This window comes from Paraburkholderia sp. RL17-383-BIF-A, from assembly GCF_046028015.1.
In the GTDB taxonomy this organism is placed as follows: domain Bacteria; phylum Pseudomonadota; class Gammaproteobacteria; order Burkholderiales; family Burkholderiaceae; genus Paraburkholderia.
The window spans coordinates 12,819-36,480 of record NZ_JARESR010000030.1 but is presented as its reverse complement, the minus strand read 5'-3'; the positions used below and the strand labels follow the sequence as shown (position 1 = coordinate 36,480).

Annotated in this window: 24 protein-coding genes; 16 read left to right on the top strand and 8 right to left on the bottom strand. The window is 61.9% G+C overall.

Annotated features, from left to right (window positions below; translation table 11 throughout):
- The first annotated feature begins 181 nt into the window (after positions 1–181).
- The 11 genes from P0D71_RS27610 (at position 182) to P0D71_RS27560 (ending at position 9,605) form a co-directional block, all read left to right on the top strand.
- The gene (locus P0D71_RS27610) at positions 182–625 is read left to right on the top strand and encodes a ribbon-helix-helix domain-containing protein (protein ID WP_286161967.1); all 444 of its coding nucleotides are present in this window, start codon (positions 182–184) and stop codon (positions 623–625) included.
- Between the two features lie 150 nt (positions 626–775).
- Positions 776–1,393 (top strand): hypothetical protein, encoded by a 618-nt coding sequence (locus P0D71_RS27605; protein ID WP_408483087.1) that lies wholly within the window; start codon positions 776–778, stop codon positions 1,391–1,393.
- 258 nt (positions 1,394–1,651) lie between these two features.
- Positions 1,652–2,545: a DMT family transporter gene (locus P0D71_RS27600; protein WP_408483086.1), complete on the top strand. Its 894-nt coding sequence runs from the start codon at positions 1,652–1,654 to the stop codon at positions 2,543–2,545.
- 229 nt (positions 2,546–2,774) lie between these two features.
- Positions 2,775–3,386, top strand: coding sequence for a TIGR00645 family protein (locus P0D71_RS27595; protein WP_408483085.1), 612 nt, complete (start codon positions 2,775–2,777; stop codon positions 3,384–3,386).
- A gap of 55 nt (positions 3,387–3,441) precedes the next feature.
- Positions 3,442–4,965: a fumarate hydratase gene (locus P0D71_RS27590; protein ID WP_091795618.1), complete on the top strand. Its 1,524-nt coding sequence runs from the start codon at positions 3,442–3,444 to the stop codon at positions 4,963–4,965.
- A 183-nt stretch (positions 4,966–5,148) separates the two neighbouring features.
- Positions 5,149–5,628, top strand: coding sequence for a bacterioferritin (gene bfr, locus P0D71_RS27585; protein ID WP_091795621.1), 480 nt, complete (start codon positions 5,149–5,151; stop codon positions 5,626–5,628).
- 331 nt (positions 5,629–5,959) lie between these two features.
- The gene (murI, locus tag P0D71_RS27580; RefSeq protein ID WP_408483084.1) at positions 5,960–6,847 is read left to right on the top strand and encodes a glutamate racemase; all 888 of its coding nucleotides are present in this window, start codon (positions 5,960–5,962) and stop codon (positions 6,845–6,847) included.
- A gap of 331 nt (positions 6,848–7,178) precedes the next feature.
- Complete coding sequence (locus P0D71_RS27575; protein ID WP_091800666.1) at positions 7,179–7,415, top strand: (2Fe-2S)-binding protein; 237 nt, start codon at positions 7,179–7,181, stop codon at positions 7,413–7,415.
- 258 nt (positions 7,416–7,673) lie between these two features.
- A complete protein-coding gene (locus tag P0D71_RS27570; RefSeq protein WP_408483083.1) occupies positions 7,674–8,411 on the top strand; it encodes an energy transducer TonB in 738 nt (245 codons plus the stop codon).
- A 26-nt stretch (positions 8,412–8,437) separates the two neighbouring features.
- The gene (locus tag P0D71_RS27565) at positions 8,438–9,169 is read left to right on the top strand and encodes a MotA/TolQ/ExbB proton channel family protein (protein ID WP_091795630.1); all 732 of its coding nucleotides are present in this window, start codon (positions 8,438–8,440) and stop codon (positions 9,167–9,169) included.
- Positions 9,170–9,185: 16 nt separating this feature from the next.
- Entirely contained in the window at positions 9,186–9,605 is a 420-nt protein-coding gene (locus P0D71_RS27560; RefSeq protein ID WP_091795633.1) for an ExbD/TolR family protein, read from the top strand.
- Between the two features lie 353 nt (positions 9,606–9,958).
- Here P0D71_RS27560 and P0D71_RS27555 read toward each other — a convergent pair whose 3' ends face one another.
- Positions 9,959–10,948 (bottom strand): LysR family transcriptional regulator, encoded by a 990-nt coding sequence (locus P0D71_RS27555; protein ID WP_408483082.1) that lies wholly within the window; start codon positions 10,946–10,948, stop codon positions 9,959–9,961.
- A 122-nt stretch (positions 10,949–11,070) separates the two neighbouring features.
- Here P0D71_RS27555 and P0D71_RS27550 point away from each other — a divergent pair, with 122 nt between their 5' ends.
- The 4 genes from P0D71_RS27550 to hemP all read left to right on the top strand — a co-directional run bounded on the left by P0D71_RS27550 (position 11,071) and on the right by hemP (position 13,475).
- Complete coding sequence (locus tag P0D71_RS27550; protein WP_408483081.1) at positions 11,071–11,949, top strand: pirin family protein; 879 nt, start codon at positions 11,071–11,073, stop codon at positions 11,947–11,949.
- Positions 11,950–12,104: 155 nt separating this feature from the next.
- Entirely contained in the window at positions 12,105–12,503 is a 399-nt protein-coding gene (locus tag P0D71_RS27545) for an OsmC family protein (protein WP_091795642.1), read from the top strand.
- Between the two features lie 23 nt (positions 12,504–12,526).
- Positions 12,527–13,009, top strand: coding sequence for an SRPBCC family protein (locus tag P0D71_RS27540; protein WP_091795645.1), 483 nt, complete (start codon positions 12,527–12,529; stop codon positions 13,007–13,009).
- Positions 13,010–13,214: 205 nt separating this feature from the next.
- Positions 13,215–13,475, top strand: coding sequence for a hemin uptake protein HemP (gene hemP, locus P0D71_RS27535; protein ID WP_408296532.1), 261 nt, complete (start codon positions 13,215–13,217; stop codon positions 13,473–13,475).
- A 335-nt stretch (positions 13,476–13,810) separates the two neighbouring features.
- Here hemP and P0D71_RS27530 read toward each other — a convergent pair whose 3' ends face one another.
- The 5 genes from P0D71_RS27530 to uvrB form a co-directional block, all read right to left on the bottom strand.
- On the bottom strand, positions 13,811–15,217 hold the full coding sequence (locus P0D71_RS27530) for a 4Fe-4S binding protein (RefSeq protein WP_408296529.1): 1,407 nt from the start codon (positions 15,215–15,217) through the stop codon (positions 13,811–13,813).
- Complete coding sequence (locus P0D71_RS27525; RefSeq protein WP_408483080.1) at positions 15,214–16,059, bottom strand: FTR1 family iron permease; 846 nt, start codon at positions 16,057–16,059, stop codon at positions 15,214–15,216. The genes P0D71_RS27530 and P0D71_RS27525 overlap by 4 nt, the downstream gene beginning before the upstream one ends.
- 77 nt (positions 16,060–16,136) lie before the next feature.
- The gene (locus tag P0D71_RS27520) at positions 16,137–16,469 is read right to left on the bottom strand and encodes a cupredoxin domain-containing protein (RefSeq protein WP_091795658.1); all 333 of its coding nucleotides are present in this window, start codon (positions 16,467–16,469) and stop codon (positions 16,137–16,139) included.
- A 132-nt stretch (positions 16,470–16,601) separates the two neighbouring features.
- Positions 16,602–17,150 carry an iron transporter gene (locus P0D71_RS27515; protein WP_091795661.1) on the bottom strand — a complete coding sequence of 183 codons (549 nt, stop codon included), beginning with the start codon at positions 17,148–17,150 and terminating at the stop codon, positions 16,602–16,604.
- Between the two features lie 334 nt (positions 17,151–17,484).
- Positions 17,485–19,578: an excinuclease ABC subunit UvrB gene (gene uvrB, locus P0D71_RS27510; protein WP_408483079.1), complete on the bottom strand. Its 2,094-nt coding sequence runs from the start codon at positions 19,576–19,578 to the stop codon at positions 17,485–17,487.
- 457 nt (positions 19,579–20,035) lie between these two features.
- Between uvrB and P0D71_RS27505 the strand changes: the two genes are divergently transcribed.
- Positions 20,036–21,235, top strand: a complete 1,200-nt coding sequence (locus tag P0D71_RS27505; RefSeq protein WP_408483078.1) for an amino acid aminotransferase — start codon at positions 20,036–20,038, stop codon at positions 21,233–21,235.
- Positions 21,236–21,435: 200 nt separating this feature from the next.
- Here the strand turns inward: P0D71_RS27505 and P0D71_RS27500 are convergent, their stop codons facing one another.
- Together P0D71_RS27500 and P0D71_RS27495 are read right to left on the bottom strand one after the other, a co-directional pair.
- On the bottom strand, positions 21,436–22,674 hold the full coding sequence (locus P0D71_RS27500) for a DUF3734 domain-containing protein (protein ID WP_091795671.1): 1,239 nt from the start codon (positions 22,672–22,674) through the stop codon (positions 21,436–21,438).
- Positions 22,675–22,684: 10 nt separating this feature from the next.
- A complete protein-coding gene (locus tag P0D71_RS27495) occupies positions 22,685–23,482 on the bottom strand; it encodes a 3-hydroxybutyrate dehydrogenase (protein ID WP_091795673.1) in 798 nt (265 codons plus the stop codon).
- Positions 23,483–23,662 lie beyond the last annotated feature (180 nt).

Below are 23,662 nucleotides of genomic sequence, written 5' to 3'. Positions count from 1 at the left end.
ATACCGCCATTCCAACCGCTCTTTATCTAGCGCGTGCAAATCCGGATCGCCGCACTCATGGCCTTTCAATTGATCTTATCCGGACTGCATATCTTGAAAATAGGACGACACTTCAGATAAACGTCATACATCTTTATGACCCAGTCGGAATATTGCGGGGAGAAGATTGACTAGCCGTCACTTGAATTCATCCGAACATGAGAAACAACCCGCGCGACTCACATCGCAGATGCATTGCCATCTTGAAATGCATCAGGATATTTACCGCCGTCATGGAGGCTCCGCCTTCTCGAACTCCTACACGCGCACGCACATGCGGATGACCCAGTATTGCAACTTCACCCCGCAGCTCGCCAAGCCGCGGCAGCGCTCCGTCAGAATCAACGGGCTGGCCACCTGTCTTCGGCTCGAGGAGGTGTATTGGCGAATCATCGAAGAGATTGCGCGCCAGGAAGCGGTGACGGTGGGAAAACTGATTTCCAGATGGGCACTTGAAATTGATCTTACCCAGGAAGCCATCTGTAATTTCACGGGCTTTGTCAGAATAATCTGCGTCACCCAGTTGCTGGACAGAAAACATCCGATCGATTTGGATTTGATCGACCCGGATGTGTCAGTTGGTTAACCTGGATAAACCAGAGGAGGTCAATAGAAAACAACCAGATTTCATTTATGCACTTCTGCGCACCAGCGATCCGGAAGCGGGCGCATAAATTCCACACAATACAGCTGTCCGGTTTATATATTTCCTTTTACTCGATTTAAGGATTCTGTGATGGAAGCGATCAACACTATCAGCAACACTCGGCAGTTCGATCTGAGTTCAATGGTGGAAACGATGGGTAGCGGGGCGGCCGACCGCCCCCGTTCCAGTTCGGTCCAGATGTTTTCCACGGAGCACACCGAGGGTGGCCATGGCCCTGTGCAGCAGGACGATACGATGGGTATGCGCCGCCCTATGCACGCGGACCACGCGAACGGTGCCCACCACGCTATGTCGCGCGACGCCGAGGCGGCTGGCCACGACCTTAAGCTGCGGAACGCCGAGAGGGCTGCGGGGCTGGCTTCCGATGATGCGGCACTCGACGCAATCGCAGGACAGCAGACAATGGCGCCGCCGACCGGCGGCACCGACGCATCACAGAACGGCGCCGGCAACATGGCCGCACAACAACCTCAGGCAACGGCGCCGGCCGGCGCCGCCGACGGAGCACAGAACGGAGCGTCGAATGCTATCGGCGAGTTCTTCCAGACCGTCATGAAGGGCCTTCAGGGACTTCTTTCCGCCGTCATCCCGGGCGCGGGGCAGGCGCTCGGCATGCTCTCGCCGCTGATGGGCATGCTCTCGCCGATGCTAGGCAAGCCCGCTACAGGCGGAACCGGCACCGCTTGACGCAGCGCTGAACGCAGCCGGCCGCCGCCACCCCGTCAACGTATCGCCGTGGACGCTCCCGGCGGCCGGCTGCCACCCGCCATTTGCACGCGCCCGCCCACGCTGTTTTCAATGCAATCCACGCTCCGGCAAAGCCGCCCCCGCTCCCGGCATAGCAAGCGTCGCGTCCGACAATGACAACGACAACAGCAGTTGACCGGCTCCCCGGCGCCGTCCGGTAAACTACGCGCCCCACGCCCGCGCTCCCCGGATTCCAGCTTGAATCGTTACGCCCTGCTTCTCATTACCTCGATGCTGTTAGTCGGCACCAATGTCGGCATCGGTAAATCAATCGTCGAGTTCGTCCCCGTCCCCCTCTTCGCGCTGCTGCGCTTCGTGATCGCAATGGCGGTGCTGTGGCCGCTTCTGCGCGTAGCCAAACTGCGCCGCGTGAAGCGCGATGAATGGCTCAACCTGTTCCTGCAGGCCTTGTTCGGCACCTTCGGCTTTACCCTGCTGATGCTCGGCGGCGTGCAGCGCACCAGCGCCGTCGCGGCCGGCGTCATTACGAGCACGATCCCGGCTGTCGTCGCGTTGCTTTCGTGGCTGGTTCTGAAAGAGCGACCGAACGGCCGGGCGCTCGCGTCGATCGCGCTCGCGATTGTCGGCGTGCTGGTCATCAATCTGGCGCACGTGGATCGCAACGCGGACGGCGAGAGCTCGCTCGCCGGCAACCTGATGGTCCTCGGCGCCGTATGCTGCGAGTCGCTCTACATCATCCTGTCGCGCCGCCTCACGCAGACGCTCGCGCCGATCGACATCTGCGCCTACACCCATCTCTTCGGCCTGCTGCTGATGCTTCCGCTCGGCGCCGGCGCATGGCTCGAATTCGATTTTCGCGCAGTGCCGTTCAGCGTCTGGATGCTGGTGTTGTGGTACGGACTGTCCGCCAGCATCTTTTCGTTCTGGTTATGGATGAAGGGCATCCGCCATGTCCCGGGCAGTCTCGCGGGCGTGTTCAGCGCCGTGCTGCCGGTGGCGGCGGCGATTTACGGCATCCTGTTTCTGGGCGAGCGGCCCAGCTTCGCGCACGGCATCGCGCTCGCCTGCGTGGTCACGGGGATCGGGCTCGCGAGCCTGAAGCTCAAGCGACTGCCGACGGTGGCCTCGTGAGGCCTGCCCGCCGCGATGCAGCAAATTTAGCCGACGCGTTACAATAGCGCGCCTGACGCGAGGCTCCTAAGGCCTCGGCTGGCTGTGCATCGCGCCGTGTGCGCCGTCCATGCCGGGTTTGCTTGCCGGGTTTGCTTGCCTGACTGGCGTGCATATCGCGTAGTGCGCCTGCCGGCCCGGCGCATTTTGGTCCGTGTTCCGTCACCTGCGTCTCATCCGACTCTTGCCCATGTCCGCTCCGCGAACCGACTCCGCCCAACAGCGCCGCCCCATGCGCCCGCTGCCCGCCATCATCTTCATGAGCCGCTGGCTGCAGGTGCCGCTTTATCTGGGCCTGATCGTCGCGCAAGCCGTCTACGTCGTCCTCTTCCTCAAGGAAGTCTGGCACCTCGTCACGGCATCCCTGACGCTCGACGAAACCAACATCATGCTGGTCGTGCTCGGCCTGATCGACGTGGTCATGATCTCGAACCTGCTGATCATGGTGATCATCGGCGGGTATGAAACATTCGTGTCGCGCCTCGGCGTGGAGGGTCATCCGGACGAACCGGAATGGCTCGACCATGTGAACGCGGGCGTGCTCAAAGTCAAATTGTCGATGGCGCTGATCAGCATCTCGTCGATCCATCTGCTGAAGACCTTCATCAGCCCCGACCAGAATTCGACGCATACGATCATGTGGCAGGTGATCATCCACGTGGCGTTCCTCGTCTCCGCAGTCGTGATGGCGCTGGTCGACCGCCTCACCACGCATACGCATCCCAGGCATTTCGAAGAGCCCACGGTGCTGCACGCCGTGGGTGCCGCTAAAGGTTCCACTCCCCTGAAGGCGCACGACTGATCCGCCCCGCCCGGCGTGTCCGACAACAAGCGCCCCTGTCTCCACTGAGCTAGCCATGACCGTCATCAAACAGGAAGATCTGATTCAGAGCATTGCTGATTCGCTTCAGTACATCAGCTATTACCATCCGCTCGACTATATCCAGGCTTTGGGCCGCGCCTACGAGCTCGAACAGAGCCCGGCGGCGAAAGACGCCATTGCGCAGATTCTCACCAACAGCCGCATGTGCGCCGAAGGCAAGCGCCCGATCTGCCAGGACACCGGCATTGTTACGGTGTTCGTGAAGGTCGGCATGGACGTGCGTTGGGACGGCGCGACGATGGGCGTCACCGACATGATCAACGAAGGCGTGCGCCGCGGTTATCTGAACCCGGACAACGTGCTGCGCGCGTCGATCGTGAGCCCGCCCGAAGGCGGCCGCAAGAACACGAAAGACAACACGCCGGCCGTGATCCACTACGAGATCGTGCCGGGCGACAAGGTCGACGTGCAGGTCGCGGCCAAGGGCGGCGGCTCGGAAAACAAGTCGAAGTTCGCGATGCTGAATCCGTCGGACTCGATCGTCGACTGGATTTTGAAGACCGTGCCGACCATGGGCGCGGGCTGGTGCCCGCCGGGCATGCTCGGCATCGGCATTGGCGGCACCGCTGAGAAAGCGATGGTGATGGCGAAGGAATCGCTGATGGATCCGATCGACATTCAGGACGTGATCGCACGCGGCCCGAAGGACTGGATCGAAGAATTGCGCGTGGAATTGCACGAGAAGGTCAACGCGCTCGGCATCGGCGCACAGGGTCTCGGCGGTCTCGCCACCGTGCTCGACGTGAAGATCATGGCCGCGCCGACGCACGCCGCGTCCAAGCCGATCGCGATCATCCCGAACTGCGCGGCTACCCGTCACGCGCACTTCACGCTGGACGGCTCCGGCGCCGCCAAGCTCGAAGCGCCGTCGCTCGACGCATGGCCGAACGTGCATTGGCAGCCGGACACGGAGAAGAGCAAGCGCGTCGACCTGAACACGCTCACGCCGGAAGAAGTCGCCGCGTGGACGCCGGGCCAGACGCTGCTCCTGTCGGGCAAGATGTTGACGGGCCGCGACGCGGCCCACAAGCGCATTGCCGACATGCTGGCGAAGGGCGAAAAGCTGCCCGTCGACTTCACGAACCGCGTGATTTACTACGTCGGCCCGGTCGATCCGGTGCGCGATGAAGCCGTCGGCCCCGCAGGCCCGACCACGGCAACGCGCATGGACAAGTTCACCGAGACGATGCTGGCGCAAACCGGCCTGATTTCGATGATCGGCAAAGCCGAGCGCGGCCCGGTCGCGATCGAAGCGATCAAGAAGCACAAGGCCGCTTATCTGATGGCCGTGGGCGGCGCAGCGTACCTCGTGTCCAAAGCGATTCGCAGCGCGAAGGTGCTCGCGTTCGAAGACCTCGGCATGGAAGCGATCTACGAGTTCGACGTGCAGGATATGCCGGTCACGGTGGCCGTCGATTCGAACGGCACCTCCGTGCACCAGACCGGCCCGAAGGAATGGCAAGCCAAGATCGGCAAGATTCCGGTCGCGACGGTTTGATTCGCCGCTAACGCCTGTCACGTATGTCGAAGAGCCGGGACCGCGGTCCCGGCTTTTTTGTTGCCGCGCGCAACGCGACACGCGACACCTGAAACAATGTCAAAAGATATGTCTGTTCCCTTGGCTTTTTCAGGTATGGCGTTTATTGTTGTTGAAAATTCAAAGTCCCACAAAGGAAATACCATGCAAGGCGACAAGAAAGTTATCGAGTACCTGAACTCGCAACTGAAGAACGAACTGACTGCGATCAACCAGTACTTTCTGCACGCGCGGATGTATAAGCACTGGGGCCTCGAGAAACTCGGCAAGCATGAATACGACGAATCGATCGGCGAAATGAAGCATGCCGACTGGCTGATCGAACGCATTTTCATGCTCGACGGTCTGCCGAACCTGCAAGACCTGCACAAGCTGCTGATCGGTGAGGAAACGAAAGAGATCCTCGAATGCGATCTGAAGCTCGAACAGATTTCGCAGAGCACCTGCAAGGAAGCGATCGTGTACTGCGAGTCGGTTCGTGATTTCATCTCGCGCGAAATCTTCACGAAAATTCTCGACGACACCGAAGAACATATCGACTGGCTCGAAACGCAGATCGACCTGATCGACAAGGTCGGGATCCAGAACTATCAGCAATCCGCAATGGGCTCGGTCGAGTCCTGATCGCATTACGGCGCAACCGCCCGCACCCCGCACGCGCCCCGTTCATGGGTCTGCCCGTTCGCAACGGAGCGGATACTGGCGGCGGTGCGCTTGGTGGACGCCCGGCGGAAGTGCTCTGGGGAGGCGCCCTGAATGACGTCCCCGTGGAATGTCCTGACGAAGTGCTTCCGGAAAGCGCGCCGAACAGCGTCTCTAATGGGGAGTTCTGCACGAACTCCTCCCCGGGAGGCGCCGCACGGCAAGTCCCACTAGGGCACGCCGCGCGGGCGCTATACTTGCGCACCTTCCCAGGCTTTCCTTGAGCGCCGTGCCGCACGCATCCTCTTCGCCTATGCCCGCAGAATCACCGTCTACGACAACAGAGATGTTCATGTCTGGCGCCGGATCGCGCGCACCGGTCGGCATTTTCGATTCAGGTCTCGGCGGCTTGTCGGTATTGCGGGCGGTGCGCGCACAACTGCCTGACGAGGCGATCCTGTACGCCGCCGACTCGCTCTACGCCCCTTACGGCGAGCGCGACGACGATTTCATCGCCGACCGCACGCTCGCAATCGGCGAATGGCTGGTCAAGCAAGGCGCGAAGGCCCTGGTGGTCGCCTGCAACACCGCAACCGCGCAGTCAATCGCGATGGTTCGCGAGAAGCTGCCTATTCCGCTGGTCGGCGTCGAACCCGGTATCAAACCCGCTGCATTGCAGTCGAAAACTCGCGTCGCGGGCGTGCTCGCCACCCAGGTGACGCTGCGCAGCGCGCGCTTCCAGACGCTGCTCGAACGCTACGCGGCCGATTGCCGCTTTCTTTGCCAGCCGGGCCACGGACTCGTGCAGGCGGTGGAACGCTGCGACGTCGGCTCCGCCGAACTGCGCGAACTGCTGCGCGGCTACCTGCAGCCTATGCTCGACGCGGGCGCGGACACGCTGGTGCTCGGCTGCACGCACTACCCGTTCCTCGACGCGGCGATTCGCGACATTGTCGGCGACCGGCTGGTGTTGATCGACACGAGCGTCGCGATTGCGCGCCAGTTGGAACGGGTGCTGGACCAACACGGCCTGCGCGCGGCGCCGGAAAGCGCGGGCGCTGTTCTGCCCCGCTTTTATTCCACCGGGGACGGCTCGCATCAGCAGCAACTGGCAGCCAGCCTGCTACATATCGACGCGACGGTCGAACAGGTGTCGATTCCCTCGCGGCGCACCGCAGCTCCGAACTCCCAAGCCGCCTGAGCGCCTGACCCGCGCGGTTTTTTGCCGCGCCGACACGCGCTTTTACAGGGGCGCTGCGAACTCCCGCGCGCCTTTCCAATGGCTTTGGGAGTGACTTTGGGGCGCCTGTTGGAGAGACCGCTCGGAGGCGCCGTGGGAGCGCCTTTAGGCCGCCTTTAGGCTGCCTTGACGCCCCCTTTTCGCCCCAACGGCCACCCGCCGCCCGATTTCGTCCTTTAGACGAAACCCTTCTAAGAGTCTGGTTTTGTTACAAAAAATTGGCCAGGACGCTTGCCAAACGGCTCAAACATAATGATAATAATTCGCATTAACGTTAGCTATGACGCCTGCCATGATTGTCTGTGTCTGCAAGTCCGTTTCTGACCGAAAGATCCGTGCCTCGATCGCGGAAGGCGTCGATTCGTTCGACGAGTTGCAGTTCGAACTTGGCGTCGCTTCCTGCTGTGGAAAATGCGCGGAGTCCGTCCGCGACGTCATGATGCAGAGCGGCGTATGCGCGAGCCGCTGTGGTTTCGAGCATAATCCCCAGGCTGTCCCGCTGACGTTCTACGAACGCAAGGCCGCCTGAGACCGAGTATCAAGGCGCGGCTGACGCCGCGCCTCGGGTGCCTGCCGCCCACTGCCGCTCTTCGCTGTTCAAGCGTTATCCCACTGCCGTCAGCAAGCCAGTATTCGTACCAGCCAGCTACCCGCTCACCCCTCACAGGAGTTCGAGATGGAATTGCTGATTGGTTTCGTGACTACTTTGTTCATTTCGCTGCTGATTTTTCGAACATGACGACGTCTTGTCTGACGCGCTGCATTCACAGCGCGCCGCCACGCTGATATGCCGGCCTCGCATACCGTTTCAGCCGGCGCCATGCCGGCTTCGTCCACCCGAGCGAACTCCCGCGTCCTGACAGCCACCGCACTGGTTGCTGCGATTCACGTCGCGTTGCTGGCCGTGGTGATGACCTTGCGGCACGACCCTGTTCAACCGGTCCTCGAATCGCGCGTGATGACCGCGCAGTTGCTGCCGCCGGCGCCGGTTGCCACGCCCGTCGCGATACAGTCGATCGCACCGCCGCCGCCCACGCCGACGCCGCCGGTTCACACCAAGCCGAAAGTTCAGCCGAAGCCGGCTCCAACGCCCAAGCCGACGCCAACGCCTTTACCAGTGGCCGCCGCGCCCTCGCCGACGCCCGTCGCCGCACCCGATCCTACGCCGCCCGCGCCGGCCGCCCCTGTCGCGCCGCCAGCTGCGGCCGCGCCGGCCGTTAGCCATCAGACGATAGAGGTCAGCGCGCCCAAGAACGTCTCGCACCTTAATTGCGAACTGGTGAAGCCTGATTACCCACCGCTATCCAGGCGGCGTGGTGAAACCGGCACCGCCACCGTGCGGTTCGTGGTCGGCCTGACGGGCAAGCTGGAAGACATCCAGCTACAACAGAGCAGCGGCTTCAGCCGTCTCGACGACGCCGCGCTCGCCGCCGTGCACGCGACTACCTGCAAGCCATTTCTCGAGAACGGCCAGCCAATTCGAGCCGCTTACACCCGGCCTTACAACTTCAGTCTGAGCGACTGAAGCAGATTTCAAAAAAAGGAATTGCAATGCAAAACTACGGACTGGCGCACGTCTGGGCGCAAGGGGATTTCGTGACGCGCGGCATCGCGCTCGCGCTGCTGATCATGTCGGTCATGTCGTGGAGCGTGATCGTGATCAAGGGCTGGAATGTGATGCGCCTGAAGCGCCTCACGAAGAACGCCGAACAGGCGTTCTGGCACTCGGATGATCTCGCCGACGGCGTCAAGAAACTCGGCGCCGGCTCGTCGACCCCGCAGGACAATCCGTTCCTCGCACTGGCGCTGTCGGGTCAGGAAGCGGCCGATCACCATCATCAGACACAACCGCATCTGCACGACCGCATGGACGTGTCGGATTGGATCACGCGCTGCCTGAAGGACACGATGGACGAAAGCGTCGCCCGCATGCAGAGCGGTCTCGCGATTCTCGCGTCGATCGGCAGCACGGCGCCGTTCGTCGGTCTGTTCGGCACGGTGTGGGGCATCTATCACGCGCTGCTGGCCATTGGCGCGAGTGGCCAGTCGTCGATCGATCAGGTCGCCGGCCCGGTTGGCGAAGCGTTGATCATGACCGCGTTCGGCCTTTTCGTCGCGATTCCGGCAGTGCTTGGCTACAACGCACTGACGCGCGCCAACAAGGCGGTGGTGGCCAAATTGAGCCGCTTTGCGCACGGTCTGCACGCATTCTTCGTGACGGGCGCGCGACTGTCGTCGTCCAAGCGCGGCGACGGCCTGCGGCTCGCCGCGCGCACGAACTGATCAGCGAGGCAATCCAATGGCAATGAGCCCCTTCGCCGCCGACGATGACGACGGCCTGATGAACGAAATCAACATGACGCCGCTCGTCGACGTGATGTTGGTTCTCCTGATCGTCTTCATGGTGACGATTCCTGTGATTCGTCATGCGGTCAAGATCGATCTGCCGCATGCAAGCAGCCAGAAAGAAGACACCAAGCCCGCGCAGGTGACCGTCGCGGTCGACGCCGACGGCAACGTCATGTGGGACGACAAAAAGGTGGATGACACCGCACTGCGCGCGAAAATTGCAGAGGCCGCGCAAGCGAACCCGCAACCCGAGCTGCATCTCGACGCGGACCGCAAGGTTCCGTACGAAAAAGTGGCGGAAGTGATGTCGGCGGCACAGGCCGGCGGCCTGACCAAGATCGGCTTCGTGACCCAACCGAAAGCGAAGTGATACGATAAAAGCCCTTCAAAAAAGGGCTGAAAAGTAAAAGGCCTTCATCGTCGGATGAAGGCCTTTTTTTGTGCGCACTCGGCGCCTTCGGGCGGCGGGATCATTTGCCATCGGTCGAAGATTGATAGCTACCTGAATCACCGCATGCGACAGCCGTGATCGACACGGACAGCGCGGTCAGCCCTATCAGGCCCGCTATGATAGCGGCCATGAGTTTTCGCATAAGAGACTCCTTAGCGAAGGGATTTCACTATAGGCCCGGGAGCGCGCGCATTCAAGCAAACGGCCATTGAAAGTACTCATGACAGGCCGCGCTTAAATGCTAAAAGCGATGTTGTCGCGCGTGAGAAGTGCTATGGGGAAATCGCGAACGAAGACTGCGCGGCAGCGGCCTTTTCCTCGCGCGCGGGACACTCGCCCATGATGTGTTTGCCGTCGTCGGGATCGAGCATCTCGACCAGATAATCGACAAACGCGCGCACCGCCGGCACCATCCCCTGCCGCGACACGAATACGGCGTACAACTGCGGCGTCGGGAAGGTCCAACCCGGCATGACCGGCGACAATTGCCCCGCTCGCAACGCGGCGCCATACATCATCTCCGGCAACGCGGCGATACCGACACCACCGAGCACCGCTTCGCGAATCGTCATCAGATCCGCGGTGACGAGGCGCGGCTCGTGTTCGTGCGCGTGCCGCGTGCCGTCGGGCGCGATCAGGTTGTAGACGTGGCGTCCGTCGCCGGTCGGCACGTCGAGCGTTTCGAAGCGGCTCAGATCGGCCGGCAGCAACGGCGGCGCATTCTGTTGCAACAGGCTCGGCGCGCCGACCAGCATCTGCTGCGTGCGCCACAGCGGCCGCACCACGATGTTGGCGTTCTCCGGCGGATCGGAGCGCACCCGCAGCGCGACGTCGATCGAATCCTCGAACAGATCGATCACGCGGTTCGTCACGCGCATGACCACACGCACTTCCGGATAGCGATGCATGAACTCAGGCAGGATCTGCGACAGAATCGTCTGCGAAATCGTGACCGGCACGCTGACGCGCACTGTGCCGCGCGGCGATGAGCGCAGTTGCTGAACGACGTTGACGGCCGCCTGCGCCTCGCTCAGCATCGCCTGACAATGCTGATAGAACAGTTGCCCGGCTTCGGTCAGCGCCAGCTTGCGCGTGGATCGCTGCAGCAGGCGCACGCCGAGCGACGCTTCGAGCTCGGTCAGCCGGCGCGACAGCCGCGACTTGGAGATGCCGAGCACGCGTTCGGCGGCAGAAAAACCGCCATGTTCGACGACCTGCGAAAAATACATCAGGTCGTTCAGGTTGTGTGAATCGATCTTCATCTCATCGTTCCAGTAATAGAACAATCCATTGCGCGAGGGCGGCTGGCACCCCGGAAAACGGTCCCTATAATAGCTCCATGTTTCAAAAATAACGCTATTCCCCATTTTTTGAGGTGACTTTGATGAGCACGACCCGCACGATCGAACGCACGTTTCCCGCCGTTCGCACGACCGAGGGTGGCGGCTTTATCGTCCATCGCCCGTTTCCGACCCGCATGCTGATGGACTTCGATCCGTTCCTGCTGCTCGACGAAATGGGCCCGATCGACTACGCACCGGGCGAGGCCAAAGGCGCGCCCGACCATCCGCACCGCGGCTTCGAAACGGTCACTTATGTGCTGGAGGGCCAGTTCGGCCACAAGGACTCGGCCGGCCTTTCCGGCACACTGCACGCCGGCGACGTGCAGTGGATGACCGCGGGCGCGGGCGTCGTGCACAGCGAGATGCCGGACCCGTCGTTCGTCCGCACAGGCGGGCGCGTGCACGGCTTGCAGTTGTGGGTGAATTTGCCGCGCCGCGACAAGATGATCGCGCCGCGCTATCAGGAAATGCCGTCGTCGAGCATTCCCGTAGCAACGTCCGCGGACGGCAAGGTGCGCGTCAAGGTGATCGCCGGCGAAGCGCTCGGCGTCAAGGCCGCGATCGAAACGCGCACGCCGATTCTGTATCAGCATTTCTCGCTGCAACCGGGCGCGACGATCCGGCAGCCGGTGCCCGCCGACTATCGCGTGTTTGCGTATAGCCTGTCGGGCAACGGGTTCTACGGCGAAGGCGAAGCGCGTCAGGAAATCGGTGCGCAGAAAATGGTCGTGTTCCAGAACGACGGCGACTCCGTGACGCTCACGGCCGGCACGGAGCCGCTCGAAGTGCTGCTGCTCGGCGGCGTGCCGCTCAAGGAGCCGGTGGTGCGCTACGGTCCGTTCGTGATGAACACGGAAGACGAGATCCGCCAGGCCGTCGTCGATTACCAGGCCGGGCGCATGGGCGCGATCACGCATTGAGTCCCGGGCGGGCGAAGCACGCGCCGCCCGCGCCGCAACCCAAGGCGCGAAGGCCGGTAAATTCGTTCACAATAGCGATTCAGGCCGCGCGCCACGCCGTTGCGTCATAACGGGCCGTGGCGCGCGGCGATTTCCGTCCCTGTTCAGGAGCGCGCATGGCAGAGCCCACCGTCACCGCCCACATCGGTTCGACGAATTTCCAGGTCCTTTTCGACGACGGCAAGCACACATGGCTTGCCGACGAGCCCGAGTCGCTCGGCGGCGGTGATCGCGGGCCGACACCCGTTTCGTTGTTGCTGTCGAGCCTCGGCGCGTGCACGTCGATCACGCTGAAAATGTACGCTCAACGCAAGGAATGGCCGCTCGCCGACGTACGCGTGACGCTCTCGCTCGAAACCGGCGACGCGGGCACGACCATCGACCGCAAAATCGTGCTGGAAGGCGATCTCTCAGACGAGCAGCGGGAACGGCTCTTGCAAATTGCCAATCAGTGCCCGGTTCACAAGATCCTCACGCACTCGATCACGATCCGTTCAGGGCTCGCCGTCGCTTAACGCTTTCATAGGAAGCCGTCGTTTTGAATTTCGAACACCTTATCCAGATCAACGACCCGTTGAATCCGTTTGTCGAGTCGATGACCCGCGAGCAGTTGTGGGAGGGTCTCGTGCTGCGCGCCGAACAGCCGCAACTGTTCGTGATGGGGCTCGACAGCTGCACGATTCTCTCGCGCGACGGCAACGTGCTCGAGCGGGAGCTGCACTACGGCCAGGCGACCGTACGCGACCGCGTCACGCTGGACCAAAGCCAGAGCGTGCGCTACGACATTCTGCCGACGGCGGACTACGTCGGCGGCTCGCTCACCATGACCATCGAGCAACCGGACGAACTGCAGCTGTTTCTGCGCTTCGAGTACGCGACCACGTTGCCCGAATCGACGGACCCCGACGCGCATCAAACGCAGGAGATCGTGAAGTCGGCGTATCGCGAGAACGATATCGATACCGTTCGGCTCATCCGTCAGTATGTGCAGGCCAAGCAGGAACCCGGCTCGCTGCATTGAATTTCGCGGGCGCCCTTCCCGCCCCGCTCGCCATCGATTGCAAGGCCGCTGATCGAAGCGGCGGCCTTGGCCAGATTTCTCCGTTTTATCGCCGCCTTGGTCGATCGACTATCGAAACAAAAATTCGATCAACTTCCTTAACTTGTAAATAGGAATAGTTATCATTTAGAATTAATCCATCGAATCGACCAACAGCTAAAAACCAATGACCGATACTGCGCGCCCTTCGACACTCAGCCTGCGCCGCCCCGCGGCCGCGCTGACCAGCCGTCCGAAAGCCTCCACGGCGGCGGCGACCAGCCAGAAGCCTGGCGCGGATCGCGCCAATGCATCGGGCGAGACGTCGGAGCGGATCGTACGCAGCGACGCGCTGCTGCAAGGACATAGCCACGTCAGCATCGTGCACAACGGCGAGACCTACCAGTTGCGCGCAACGCGCCTGGGCAAGTTGATTCTGACGAAGTAAGGACGAACAGTTGTAACTACCGGGTATTGTGGGGACCACCTCCCAGAGAGGTGTTAGGCATTAGCCAGCCACGACGGCTTGCACGTGAGAACTAGACCCCTTCGTGCAGACACCAAGCCAGCCGTCGCAGCCAGCCAGGCCGCTTTTTTGGTCCTCACTCGATGCGGCCACACGCAACGGCGTGTACCGATCATGCAGACAATGAAAAAAGCCGTGGGATGATGTCATCTCCACGGCTTTTCTGTTTGGCGCGGCGCTTAACGGTGCATCAGATGCATCCAGTCGCGGCGCCGGGTATTGAGTTATTTCGGGCTTGCTTCGGCGTTACCTCGGCCTCACTTCGAAGCCCAGCCCCAGAACATCAACCACCATGCGCTGTCGACCACGGCCAGCGCCGCGACGAACCACATCATCGCGAGGCCGCGCTGAACGAAGCGTTCGCTGTAGCGGCGCGTAACGAGCCAGGCGAGCCATGCGCTCCACAGATTGGCGATCGCCAGTATCGCGATACGCATATCCGACGCCCACCACAACGACACATGTTCCGCGCGCAACAGCGACAGCGTGGTAGCGGACAGGCCGAGGAACACGCCCGCGCCGGCAATCGGAATCAGCCCTTGCGTCAGATGATGCAAACGCACGGCATTGAAGCGCCCCAGCATGCGCGTCGCGCCCATCAGCAGCACCAGCAGCGCGGTGCCGTACACCAACGCCGTGGCGAGGATGTAGCCGATCACCATCGTGCCGTCGAGCCACGAAAACACATCGTTCTGCTCGGGGTAATGCGTGAACAGGAACCACGGCGCATTGGTGTCGAGCGGCCACGTAATGTCGTGATCGACCAGCCAGGTCGCGAAGAACATCTTCAGATCGACGAACCAGCGCGACGCGGTCCAGTGGAACGCGCCGATCGCAATGCCGAGCAGACCGTACAGGATCAACGCGGTGTCCCACGGGTTCGCCTGCTTGTCGCCCAACTGAACCACTTCCGAGGACGGCGCGCGCCACGTCAACGCAATCGCGTCGCGGTGCCCGCTGCAACGGCCGCACATATGGCAGGCCGACGCGCCCTTCATATTGCGCAACGGCACGAGCGGCGCGCAATTGATCGGAATCACGCGATGCCCATGCTCGCCGTTCTTGTAGGAACGGCGCCAGGCGTCTTCATCGACTTTGTAGTGAAACGGCGCGAGCCGCGCCAGAAGCGAAAAGACCCCGTTGACGGGGCACAGATACTTGCACCAGACACGTTTCTCGCGCCCGTAAAGCAAGCCGATGATCATCGCCGCGAAGGTCGAACCGCCCAGCACCAGCAGCACGGCCTTCGGATACTGGTAGACGCTCACCATCTGACCGTAGATGGTGGTGATGCCGAATGCGACGAACGGCCAGCCGCCCCAGCGCATCCAGTGTGGAATCGCCCAGCCTCGCCCGTATTTGCTGGCGAATTCGGCGAGCGCGCCTTCGGGGCACAGCACGCCGCACCAGACACGGCCGAGCATGACCATCGAAAGCAACACGAACGGCCACCAGATTCCCCAGAAGACGAACTGCGCCGCCAGCGTGAGGTTATTCCACAAGTGCGCCGTGTCGTCCGGCAGCGGCATGACCGCCGGCACCAGAATCAGAAACGCGTAGACCGCCACCACGACCCACTGAATGCCGCGAATCGCGGCGCCGTGGCGCTGCATCCACTGCCCGGCCGCCGCAAGGCGGCCCGGGCGGGTCATCACGGTGCTCATGCCGCGCGCCCGGCGGCTTGTTGTACCGGCTTGCGGTTTGCACGGCGCAACAGCAGATACACCACCGCCCAGTACACCGCGTACGCCACCAGATTCATCATTGCCGGATGCGCGCGATAGCCGGTGAGCGTGGCGACCAGCGAACCGAAGGTGCCCGAGTCGTCCAGAATCGCCGACGAGTTCCACAACTGATCGACGAGCGTCGGCAGGATTTCCTTGTCGATCAGCTTGTCCACGCCGGTCTGGAACAGGCCCGCGCCGAGGAACAACAGCATGATTTCGGTGATGCGGAAAAACAGCCGCCACGAGAAGAACTTGCCGCCCAGTTGCAGCACGTAGAAGGTCAGGAACGCGAGCGCGAGGCCGATCACGACGGCGAGCATCTGGCTGCCGTCCACGTGACCGGACTGGCCGAAACCGAGCCCGTACAGGAAGATCACCGTTTCGCTGCCTTCACGCGCGATCGCCAACGCCACCAGCAACGCGACGCCCCACCAGTTCGAATCGCGCTGGCTCTTTTGCAGCGACTGCTCCATGTCTCGCTTGAGCGAGCGGCCATGCTGCTTCATCCACAGCACCATTTGCACGATCAGCACGCAGGCGATCAGCACCATCGCCGTCTGGAAATAATCCTGCGCGTCACCGGAAAGCACCTCGGTGAAACCGACCAGCGCCGCGCCGAGCGCCACCGCCGCGATCAATCCGGCTGCGACGCCGCCCCACAGGTACGGCAAGCCGCGGCGCGCATCGTCGTCGCCATTTTTCAGCCACGCGTACAGAATGCCGACGACCAGCAGCGCCTCGACACTTTCCCGCCATACGACGAACAGAATCTGACCCATCCAAGCTCTCCCTCTACCCTTCTACTGCCTTGGCGAACACACGAACCGCCGACGGCCCGCGCTCGCAGCTGAGGCCATTACTTCGCGACGATGACACCCTGCGCCTGCTGATGGAAATCGTCGAAAAACTTGTACTCGCCCGGTTCCAGCGGCGCGATCACCACGAACGAATCCGCGCCGGGCGCCAAAACCTTTTCCTTACGCAACTGAACGCTTTCGAATTCAGCCGCGCCCTTGCCGGTGTTGCGCACTTCGATCTTGATACGCTGCCCCGCCGGCACCTCGATGCGTGCCGGATTCAACTTGCCGTCGTTCATTTCCAGCTTGAAGGTCGGCAGGTCGGCTGCGTGCGCTGCGCCCGCCAGCAAAAGCGTGGTGGCGAAGGTTGCGATCTTTCGGTTAATTCTCATCAGCCTTTCCGGAAAACGTGGCGCAGTGCGGGTTCATCAACGACACGCCGCCTGCTGCATGGATTCATTCATCCCATTCACCCACGCGCGGCCACGCGGCAAAGCGCGGCCACACATGACGATGCGCGGCGATCAGTAGCCGCCCTTCTTGCCGATACCGGCGAAGGTGAAGTCGTATTCGAGCGTGATCGGCTTGAACCACGGGCCTACCCCGGTTTCCTTGTCGACGTGGCGGCCGAAAGCCATATGGCCCGTTTGCATCGGCGCTTCGACGATCATCTTCAGGTGATACTTGCCCGGGCCTTGCAGCTTGACGTTATCGCCGTAGTGCGGGCCGTCGTTGGCGACCATCGCCATCATGTCGCCCTTTTGCGTCTGGTTCGAGCCGGCTTTCGTCAGCTCATAACGCACTTGCAGATACGGCATCCAGTCGCCTTCGGCGAAACCGGTCGGATTGTTCTTGACCGCGTGAATGTCGGCCTCGAGGTGGATATCCGAGTCCGAGGCCTTGCGCATCATGCCTTCGGGTTCCATCGTGATCGGCTGCAGATAGACCGCGCCGATTTCCATGCCGCCCTGAATCTGCTGCTTGCCGATCGGGTACTCCGCTGCCGTTGCCGACAACGCCGCGACCGCGGCCACCGCTGCTGCGCCACCACGCACAAATGAAGAAATCCGCATTGAAACTCCTTGTTTTTTTATCAGACTCGAATCGAACCCATTGGAACAGTGCGTTGCGCAGGCTTTGATGCAGCGGCCCCAAGCCTTGAAACCCACGGCCGGTCGGAGCCTAAGCGCTATACGAACGTTAATGCGAACCATTCTCAATATTGGTTGAGTTTATCATCGATCGCGAGGGAGAACAATTCAGAACGCACGCAGAGCCCTATGCCAGCAGGGTCTTAAGGTGCTTTTAAGGAAGTGCGCGGCGATGACATGGCGCGCTGCCGGGCGAGTGCCGGGCAGCGGTCGACAGGGCGCGATGCGGCGCCGCGCCCTGCGACGGAAGGACGCATTATTCGACGCCGGACACGTGATCGCCGACGTTCGCGCCGAACACGCGCTGGCGCAGCAAGGCGAGCTGGTCGCGCGTTTGCGCGGCCTTTTCGAACTCGAGGTTCTTGGCGTGCTCCATCATCTGCTTTTCGAGGCGCTTGAGCTCCTTGGCAAGCTGCTTCTCGGACATGTCCTCGAATTTCGCGCGCGTCTGCTGTTCCTTCAGTTCGGCGCGGGCGTCGTCGACGTTGTACACACCGTCGATAATGTCGCGAATGCGCTTGACCACGCCCCGCGGCGTAATGCCGTTTTCGAGGTTGAAGGCAATCTGCTTGTTGCGCCGCCGCTCGGTTTCGTCGATGGCTCGGCGCATCGAGTCGGTGATCCTGTCGGCGTAGAGAATCGCCTTGCCGTTCACATTACGCGCCGCCCGGCCGATGGTCTGGATCAGCGAGCGCTCGGCACGCAGGAAGCCTTCCTTGTCCGCGTCGAGAATGGCGACGAGCGACACTTCCGGGATATCCAGCCCTTCGCGCAACAGGTTGATCCCGACCAGCACGTCGAAGGTGCCAAGCCGCAGGTCGCGGATGATTTCAACCCGCTCCACCGTATCGATGTCGCTATGCAGATAACGCACCTTGACGCCATGGTCGGCCAGAAACTCGGTCAACTGCTCGGCCATGCGCTTGGTCAGCACCGTTACCAGCACGCGGTCGCCCACTTTGACGCGCTCGTTGATCTCGCCTAGTACGTCGTCGACCTGGCTGCGCGCCGGCCGCACTTCGATTTCCGGATCGACGAGACCCGTGGGGCGCACCAGCTGCTCCGCCACCTGCCCGGCCGTTTTCTGCTCGTAGTCCGCCGGCGTGGCCGAGACGAACACCACCTGGCGCATCTTGCGTTCGAACTCGTTGAATTTGAGCGGCCGGTTATCGAGCGCCGACGGCAGGCGGAAACCGTAGTCGACCAGATTCTCTTTACGTGCCCGGTCGCCGTTGTACATGCCGTTCAACTGCCCGATCAGCACATGCGATTCGTCCAGCATCATGATCGCGTCTGACGGCAGGTAATCGACCAGCGTGGGCGGCGGTTCGCCCGGCGCCGCGCCCGAGAAATGCCGCGAGTAGTTCTCGATGCCCTTGCAGAAGCCCAGTTCCTGCAGCATTTCCAGGTCGAAGCGCGTGCGCTGCTCAAGCCGCTGCGCTTCAACCAGCTTGCCGCCGCTGTAGAAGAATTCGAGCCGCTCACGCAGTTCGTTCTTGATCGTTTCCACCGCGCGCACCACGGTATCGCGCGGCGTCACATAGTGCGACGACGGATACACCGTAAAGCGCGGAATCTTCTGACGCACGCGGCCGGTGAGCGGATCGAACAGTTGCAGCGTTTCGATTTCGTCGTCGAACAACTCGATGCGCACCGCCATTTCGGCATGCTCGGCCGGGAAAATATCGATCGTGTCGCCGCGCACGCGAAACGAGCCGCGCTGGAAGTCGGCCTCGTTGCGGTTGTACTGCATGGCGATCAGCCGCGCGATGATGTCGCGCTGGCCGAGCTTGTCGCCGGTGCGCAGCGTCAGAATCATCTTGTGGTATTCGGACGGATTGCCGATACCGTAAATCGCCGACACCGTCGCCACGATCACCACGTCGCGCCGCTCCATCAGGCTCTTGGTGGCCGATAGCCGCATCTGCTCGATATGCTCGTTGATCGACGAGTCCTTCTCGATGAACAGGTCGCGCTGCGGCACGTACGCTTCCGGCTGATAGTAGTCGTAGTACGAGACGAAGTACTCGACCGCATTGCGCGGGAAAAACTCGCGGAACTCCGAATAGAGCTGCGCGGCAAGCGTCTTGTTCGGCGCGAACACGATGGCCGGGCGGCCGAGCCGCGCGATCGTGTTGGCCATGGTGAAGGTTTTGCCGGAGCCGGTCACGCCGAGCAGCGTCTGGAATGCGAGGCCGTCTTCGACGCCTTCCACGAGCGTGTCGATCGCCGTGGGCTGGTCGCCGGCGGGCGGATACGGCTGGTACAGCTGAAACGGCGAGCCTTCGAACCTGACGAATTTGGATTCGTCGAGCGTATCTTCGGCTTCAGTCAGATGTTGTTCGGACATGTGGGGCGGCGCCTGGCCTTGGGGCAAAGAACTATTCTAACGGGTTGCGGGAATCGAGGATCGAGCGGGTCTGCGTAGGCTTTTCAAGGGTTCGCGCGAGTCTGGTCGGGCGCGATGTTGTGGCCCTTTGGGGCGGTCGCAGGGCATTGGCTCATCGCGGCCAGGTGGCCGTGACGCCCCGTCGCCGCTCGGTTGCGGGCCGGTTTTCCGGTCTCTCCAGACGGCGTTGCGGACCTCGCCGCTCTTTTCAATTGGCACCGGAGTGCCTGTTTTTCAAGCGAAAAATTCCATCCGTCCGGCCGTGTCGGCCAAAAAATGGTCGCGAATTCGTTACAATGCGAAGCTGCACTCGCTTGCCGTTGTCCGCAGTCCGTTTGTGCCCTGCGCCGGACACCACTGCTGGCCCGGCCGTCCGCGATCGAAGCCGTCCTCTTTTCACTACTGCTGCCCATCCATCATGTCTCTGTTCTCCGCCGTCGAACTTGCTCCCCGCGACCCGATTCTGGGCCTGAACGAAGCCTTCAACGCCGATACGCGCACGACCAAGGTCAACCTTGGCGTCGGCGTGTACTTCAACGAAGAAGGCAAGATTCCGCTGTTGCGCGCGGTGCGCGACGCCGAAAAGGCCCGCGTCGACGCCGCGCTGCCGCGCGGGTATCTGCCGATCGAAGGTATTGCCGCTTACGATGCCGCCGTGCAGAAACTGCTGCTCGGCAACGACTCGCCGCTGATCGCAGCGGGCCGTGTCGTGACGGCGCAAGCATTGGGCGGCACGGGCGCGCTGAAGATCGGCGCGGACTTCCTGAAGCGTCTGAACCCGAACGCCAAGGTCGCGATCAGCGACCCGAGCTGGGAAAACCACCGCGCGCTGTTCGAAGGCGCAGGCTTCGAAGTCGTGTCGTACCCGTACTACGACGCGCACACCCACGGCGTGAATTTCGACGCCATGTTGAGCGCGCTGAACAGCTACGCCGCGGGCACCGTCGTCGTGCTGCACGCGTGCTGCCATAACCCGACCGGCGTGGACCTGAGCGTCGAGCAATGGAAGCAGGTTGTCGAAGTCGTCAAGGCGCGCGATCTGGTGCCGTTCCTCGACATCGCCTACCAGGGTTTCGGCGACAACATCGAAGCGGACGCTGCGGCCGTGCGTCTGTTCGCCGCGTCGGAACTGAACGTGTTTGTCTCGTCGTCATTCTCGAAGTCGTTCTCGCTGTATGGCGAGCGCGTCGGCGCTCTGTCGATCATCACGGCAAGCAAGGAAGAAGCCGCTCGCGTGCTGTCGCAACTGAAGCGCGTGATCCGCACGAACTACTCGAACCCGCCGACGCACGGCGGCTCGGTGGTCGCAGCCGTGCTCGCGTCGCCGGAACTGCGCGCCACGTGGGAAACGGAACTGGCCGAAATGCGCGACCGTATCCGCGCGATGCGCAACGGTCTGGTCGAACGCCTGAAGGCTAGCGGCGTGGACCGTGACTTCAGCTTCGTGAACGCGCAACGCGGCATGTTCTCGTACTCGGGTCTGACGGCGCCGCAAGTGGACCGTCTGCGTGAAGAGTTCGGCATCTATGCCGTGAGCACGGGTCGCATCTGCGTGGCTGCGCTGAATACGCGCAACCTCGACGCGGTGGCCAACGCGATCGCTCAAGTGTTGAAGTAAAGCATCGAGACGCGCGGGCATTCATTGCACGCGCTCTGCTTGAACTTGCTTGTGGAAACGGCGCCCTTTCGGGGCGCCGTTTTTTTGTGCCTGATTGCCTGTTACTTGCGACGTGAGCCGAGACGTTTGCGATGCATCATGACTTGCCGCGACGACAGAGATCCACCTCTATTGCGCGCGCCGCCCGGACCCGCCGCTCTTCAGCGCGAATCCCGATGGATATCGTGCGTGACAAAGCCTGCGTCGTTATTCGGCATGTCGAGCCAATCCGGTTGCGCGAGCGAACGACGAATGTCCTCCAGACCGCTTTGCCAATGTTCACGCATCGTCGACAGTCCGAACTGAAAGTCCTTGTAGTGCCCTTCGTATTCCTTCTCGCGGTAGATGAGGTGAATCACGTTGTAGCGCTTCGAACACGACAGATCTTCCGCGAGTTTGCACCACGGATCGTCACGCTGGTCCGACGGCACGCGTTCCAGCACCTCGCGCAACACGTGCCGGAAACGCTGCGACCGTTGCAGCATGTCGGTCACGAGACGCGTGCGGCTCGAATACTGGATGTCTTTCATACGCCCCTGGACATCGGTGATGTTGTCCGGCACAGGTCCGATCGCACTCCAGAGATCGACCTGAAACGCGAGCGTGTCGCGGCGCGGTGTGGACTGGATCACCTCATAGAGCGGCGTATTCGACATCAAACCGCCGTCCCAGTAAAACTGGCCGTCGATCTCGACCGCCGCGAACCCTGGAGGCAGCGCACCTGAGGCCATGAAGTGCTCGGGCCTCAGTGTGGTGTGCGTGTTGTCGAAGTACGCGAAATTCCCCGAGCCGCAATTCACCGCGCCCACCGAAACGCGCATTTCGCGCGAATTGATCCGGTCGAAATCGCAAAGCGCTTCCAGCGTGGCTTTTAGCGGCGTGGTGTCGTAATAACTCGCCTGTTGCGGCGGCCCGGACACCGTGGGCAACGGCGGTGGGAAGCGGGGCACGAAAAAGCCCTTCTGCCCCTCGACGATGGCACCCATTGCCTGCGTTGCCGTGAACGCTTTGCGCACGGCTTCGCTGGAGTTGAAAAGCGCGTGCTCGATAAATGCCGGCAACGGCGGGCCGAAAGCCGGCTGGCAGATCGTCTCCCAGAATTTCAACAACCGCTCGACGCGCTTCTCCGGCGGATTGCCCGCAATGATGGCGGTGTTCAACGCGCCGATCGAAATGCCGGCCAGCCAGTTCGGCTCGATGCCGGCTTCGTGAAGCCCCTGGAAGACACCGGCCTGGTAGGCACCCAACGCACCGCCGCCTTGCAGCATCAGCGCAACGGTTTCGTAGTCAGGCAGATGGACGTGCCGGCCCAGGTGCTCAGCGGGCGCCGGACCGGCGCCCTCGCCTTCCCCGTCGCCGGGCGCGGCGACGCGCGCCCGCTTGAGATTGCGTTGCGCCATGGGTGCCTCCTTATTGCATATACCAGCCGTGACTCACAATGAAGGACTGCCCGGTCAGCGCTGCCGTCGGGAAGGTCGACAGGAACAGCACGGTCTGCGCGACGTCTTCCACCGTGGTGAAGATGCCGTCGACCGTACCGCCCAGCATGACACGCTTCACCACCTCTTCTTCGCTGATGCCCAGTTCCTTGGCCTGCTCCGGAATCTGCTTGTCGACGAGCGGCGTACGGACGAAGCCGGGACACACCACATGCGAGCGCACGTTGTGCTTTGCGCCTTCCTTCGCGAGCACACGCGAGAGGCCCAGCAATGCGTGCTTTGCCGTCACATAAGCCGACTTGAGCGGCGACGCTTCATGCGAGTGGACCGAACCCATGTAGATCACGATGCCGCCGCGATCGTCCTTGTACATATGCTTGAGCGCTGCCTTGGTGGTCAGGAAGGCGCCGTCCACGTGGATCGCCTGCATCTTCTTCCAGTCTGAAAACGAATAGTTTTCGATCGGATTGACGATCTGAATGCCGGCGTTGGAAATGAGAATATCGACCGAGCCGAGTTCCGCGGCGACCTTGTCGATGCCCTGGTTGACGGCGTCTTCATTCGTGACGTCCATCGCCACGCCGATTGCCTTGCCGCCGCCCTTTTTGATTTCTTCAGCGACGGCATTCGCCCCGTCCTGGTTCAGGTCGGCGATCGCGACGGCCGCGCCCGCTGCGGATAAGGTCAGCGCGATCTGCTTGCCGATGCCGCTTGCCGCGCCGGTCACCACCGCGACTTTGCCATTCAGATTTGTGTTCAGTGAAGACATCCAGAACCTCCATGCAGTTAATGAGCAATGAGACCACGGGCCGCGGGCGGCGTGAAGTCGGCCGAACGGTATAGACCGTTCGGCCGAATGCTGCACTGCGGCCAACGCTGCTATTGTGCATGAACCGTGTGAACTCCATCGGTAAAAAGCATATTGCAACTTATCTCTTTAAACTGGACG

Bases quoted from the DNA above. Each gene is read 5' to 3' on its own strand.
- murI (WP_408483084.1), top strand. From the start codon at position 5,960: ATGCCCGCAGAATCACCGTCTACGACAACAGAGATGTTCATGTCTGGC.
- uvrB (WP_408483079.1), bottom strand. From the start codon at position 19,578: ATGTCCGAACAACATCTGACTGAAGCCGAAGATACGCTCGACGAATCC.
- P0D71_RS27555 (WP_408483082.1), bottom strand. From the start codon at position 10,948: ATGAAGATCGATTCACACAACCTGAACGACCTGATGTATTTTTCGCAG.
- bfr (WP_091795621.1), top strand. From the start codon at position 5,149: ATGCAAGGCGACAAGAAAGTTATCGAGTACCTGAACTCGCAACTGAAG.
- P0D71_RS27575 (WP_091800666.1), top strand. From the start codon at position 7,179: ATGATTGTCTGTGTCTGCAAGTCCGTTTCTGACCGAAAGATCCGTGCC.
- P0D71_RS27590 (WP_091795618.1), top strand. From the start codon at position 3,442: ATGACCGTCATCAAACAGGAAGATCTGATTCAGAGCATTGCTGATTCG.
- P0D71_RS27500 (WP_091795671.1), bottom strand. From the start codon at position 22,674: ATGGCGCAACGCAATCTCAAGCGGGCGCGCGTCGCCGCGCCCGGCGAC.
- P0D71_RS27530 (WP_408296529.1), bottom strand. From the start codon at position 15,217: ATGAGCACCGTGATGACCCGCCCGGGCCGCCTTGCGGCGGCCGGGCAG.
- P0D71_RS27550 (WP_408483081.1), top strand. From the start codon at position 11,071: ATGAGCACGACCCGCACGATCGAACGCACGTTTCCCGCCGTTCGCACG.
- P0D71_RS27515 (WP_091795661.1), bottom strand. From the start codon at position 17,150: ATGCGGATTTCTTCATTTGTGCGTGGTGGCGCAGCAGCGGTGGCCGCG.
- P0D71_RS27505 (WP_408483078.1), top strand. From the start codon at position 20,036: ATGTCTCTGTTCTCCGCCGTCGAACTTGCTCCCCGCGACCCGATTCTG.
- P0D71_RS27595 (WP_408483085.1), top strand. From the start codon at position 2,775: ATGTCCGCTCCGCGAACCGACTCCGCCCAACAGCGCCGCCCCATGCGC.
- P0D71_RS27605 (WP_408483087.1), top strand. From the start codon at position 776: ATGGAAGCGATCAACACTATCAGCAACACTCGGCAGTTCGATCTGAGT.
- P0D71_RS27560 (WP_091795633.1), top strand. From the start codon at position 9,186: ATGGCAATGAGCCCCTTCGCCGCCGACGATGACGACGGCCTGATGAAC.
- hemP (WP_408296532.1), top strand. From the start codon at position 13,215: ATGACCGATACTGCGCGCCCTTCGACACTCAGCCTGCGCCGCCCCGCG.
- P0D71_RS27520 (WP_091795658.1), bottom strand. From the start codon at position 16,469: ATGAGAATTAACCGAAAGATCGCAACCTTCGCCACCACGCTTTTGCTG.
- P0D71_RS27570 (WP_408483083.1), top strand. From the start codon at position 7,674: ATGCCGGCCTCGCATACCGTTTCAGCCGGCGCCATGCCGGCTTCGTCC.
- P0D71_RS27495 (WP_091795673.1), bottom strand. From the start codon at position 23,482: ATGTCTTCACTGAACACAAATCTGAATGGCAAAGTCGCGGTGGTGACC.
- P0D71_RS27545 (WP_091795642.1), top strand. From the start codon at position 12,105: ATGGCAGAGCCCACCGTCACCGCCCACATCGGTTCGACGAATTTCCAG.
- P0D71_RS27525 (WP_408483080.1), bottom strand. From the start codon at position 16,059: ATGGGTCAGATTCTGTTCGTCGTATGGCGGGAAAGTGTCGAGGCGCTG.
- P0D71_RS27565 (WP_091795630.1), top strand. From the start codon at position 8,438: ATGCAAAACTACGGACTGGCGCACGTCTGGGCGCAAGGGGATTTCGTG.